The sequence below is a fragment of the Actinoplanes sp. NPDC048791 genome (assembly GCF_040650095.1).
Taxonomy (GTDB): Bacteria; Actinomycetota; Actinomycetes; order Mycobacteriales; family Micromonosporaceae; genus Actinoplanes.
Genome location: NZ_JBEZGQ010001046.1, coordinates 1 through 2,819, shown reverse-complemented (window position 1 = coordinate 2,819; position 2,819 = coordinate 1). Strand labels below are relative to the sequence as shown.

The following is a 2,819-nucleotide window of genomic DNA, read 5'->3' as shown; positions in this document are numbered from 1 at the left end:
GAGGCCGACAAATCCCGGTGAAGACCCGAAGTCAGTCAGGCGATGGGTCAGACCCCGGCGGGAGGTGCTCATGAACATCATCTCTGTCAGGCGACGACGTGCGTGTGCTGGACGGCGGCGGGCCCGGCGACGTAGCCGCCGATCGCCGCGCGCCACTGGGCGTACTGCTCGGTGGCCCGGAAACGCTCGTGGGCCCCGAGGTCGGTCCATTCCACGAGAAGGACGAAGTTCGTGGGGGTCTCGACCCCCTGGGTGAGGCGGGCCGAGAGCATTCCCTCGGCCGGCCCGATCGCCGCCATGGTCGTGGCGTGTGCCTCCGCGAGGTCCTTCTCGCTGCCCGGCTTCGCGGTCAACTCGGCGATTTCGAGAATCATGGTCATCGCTCCCAACATCGGGCGTCCGGAGGTGTGGACGAGCGTCGTGACGACGACCTCGACATCCCGGATCGGCTTGAGGTCCCGAACTCTACCTGATGATGTCACGGTGCGACATCACTTGTGACGCGCATCCCCGGGCTGAATGGACGACTGTCGATGTCTGCGGTACTTTGGCTTGTACATCAACAAAGAAGTCGCACGTTAAAGGCCCCCAGACCGTACGAGAGGGACGTCCATGAGTTCGAAAGCAAGGAAGGCCGGGCTCGCACTCCTTGCCGCCACGCTGGCCTTCGCCGGCACGGTGTACGGCGTGACGAGGCCGGCCTCGGCCGACGTCGTGGCCCAGCTGAACGGTCCACAGCTGGTCGCCGACATGGGTGCCGGCTGGAACCTGGGCAATGCGCTCGAGGCCAACAACAACGGCATCCCCAGCGAGACGGCGTGGGGCAACCCGGTCGTGACGCAGGCCCTCATCGACCGGGTGCGGGCGTCGGGTTTCAAGACGATCCGGATCCCGGTCTCCTACCTCGGGAACATCGGGGCCGGCCCGAACTACACGGTCAACGCCGCCTGGCTGAACCGCATCCAGGAGGTCGTCGACTACGCACACAAGCGGGGCCTCTACGTGCTGATCAACATGCACGGCGACGGGTACAAGTCCGTCACCGGCTCCTGGCTGATCTGCGACGCGGCCGACCAGACGACGATCAAGGACAAGTACCAGAAGGTCTGGCAGCAGGTGGCGACCAGATTCCAGAGCTACAACGACCACCTGATCTTCGAGTCCATGAACGAGAACTTCGACGGGCAGTACGGCAACCCGACCCAGCCGTGCTACTCGAACATCAACGCCTACAACCAGATCTTCGTGGACACCGTGCGCCGCACCGGCGGGACCAACGCCTCGCGCTGGCTGCTGGTGCCCGGCTGGAACACCAACATCGACCACACCGTGGGCAGCGGCTTCGTGCTCCCCACCGACCAGAACCGGTCGTCGTCCATCCCGGCCAACGAGCAGCGCATCATGATCTCGGTGCACTACTACGACCCCTGGGACTTCGCAGGCCAGGAGGACGGCACCATCACGCAGTGGGGTGCGGGCGCGACGAACCCCGCGAAGAAGTCGACCTGGGGACAGGAGGACTTCCTGGACGGGCAGCTGAAGAAGACGTACGACAAGTTCGTCACCCGCGGCTATCCGGTGTTCGTCGGTGAATACGGCTCGATCGACAAGACGACGTACGACTCCACGAACAACCGCTACCGCGCGGACTACGCCCGCGCCGTGGTGGCGACCGCCAAGAAGTACGGCGCGGCCACCGCGTACTGGGACAACGGCTGGAACGGCCAGCACGGCTTCGGCCTGTTCGACCGCAGCGCCGTCACGGTGACCCAGCAAAGCATCATCAACGCCATCATGAGCGCCGTCGGCGGCAGCCAGCCCACCACCCCGCCGCCGACCACCCCGCCCACCTCCACGCCGCCGACCTCGCCACCCACCACCCCGCCGACCACCAGCCCGGGCGGCACCGGCGCCTGCCGGGTCACCAGCACGGTCAATGCGTGGAACACCGGCCTGACCACCAGCATCGCCATCACCAACACCGGCACGGCGGCCATCAACGGCTGGAACCTGGCCTTCACCCTGGCCGCCGGACAGAGCATCGTCTCCGGCTGGAGTGCGACCTTCGCCCCGGCCACCGGCCGGGTGACCGCGACCAACGCCGGCTACAACGGCACCCTGGCGCCGGGGGCCTCGGCCTCCATCGGCTTCCAGGCCAACCACACCGGCAACGCCGCCGCCCCCACCGGCTTCGCCCTCAACGGCACCACCTGCAGCTGACCCACCACGACGGGCCGGCGCCGCTCCTGCGGCCCCGGCCCGTCGTGCTGTTCGCTCGCGAGCCGCACCGCCGACGATCGACCTGAGTTTCGAGGATGACTCTTGCATCCGGTACCCGGGTACAGGCTTACCGTCGTGTGGACGGTGTCGGTGGGACGCCGGATCACTGCTTCGAGGAGCCCGCGATGTCCATCGCTATTCCTGACGCCTGCACGCTGCCGACGGCTGAGCGGCCGCTCCGGCTGGCCGAGTTCGATGCGTTGTTCGCCACGGCGGTCCGCCGGGTCGACCGGGTCGGACCGACCCGGGCCCGGCTGCGGCTGACCGGACCGGCCGGGCTGGGCGCGACGGTACGGGACCTGACCGCCCGGGAGACCGCGTGCTGTTCGTTCTTCACCTTCACGATGACACCCGAGCCCGCCGGTGAGGGTGAGGCGCTGATCCTCGATGTGGAAGTCCCGGCGCAGTACGCCGATGTCCTCGCATCCCTCGCCGAGCGGGCCGGCACGATCGTGGCAGGGCAGAGGTCATGACCGGCGCCCTGCTGGACCTGGCCGAGCTGGCCCTCCGCGCCGAGGTGCCCGTCGAGCGCCTGCGCC

The 2,819-nt window shown here is 67.9% G+C and carries 3 protein-coding genes; 2 read left to right on the top strand and 1 reads right to left on the bottom strand.

The window, feature by feature from the left end:
* Positions 1–86 precede the first annotated feature (86 nt).
* On the bottom strand, positions 87–374 hold the full coding sequence (locus AB0C29_RS41875; protein WP_360832936.1) for an antibiotic biosynthesis monooxygenase family protein: 288 nt from the start codon (positions 372–374) through the stop codon (positions 87–89).
* 238 nt (positions 375–612) lie between these two features.
* Here AB0C29_RS41875 and AB0C29_RS41870 point away from each other — a divergent pair, with 238 nt between their 5' ends.
* Together AB0C29_RS41870 and AB0C29_RS41865 are read left to right on the top strand one after the other, a co-directional pair.
* Positions 613–2,220, top strand: a complete 1,608-nt coding sequence (locus AB0C29_RS41870) for a cellulase family glycosylhydrolase (protein WP_360832933.1) — start codon at positions 613–615, stop codon at positions 2,218–2,220.
* Between the two features lie 185 nt (positions 2,221–2,405).
* Complete coding sequence (locus tag AB0C29_RS41865; RefSeq protein ID WP_360832930.1) at positions 2,406–2,753, top strand: hypothetical protein; 348 nt, start codon at positions 2,406–2,408, stop codon at positions 2,751–2,753.
* The last annotated feature ends 66 nt before the right edge of the window (positions 2,754–2,819 follow it).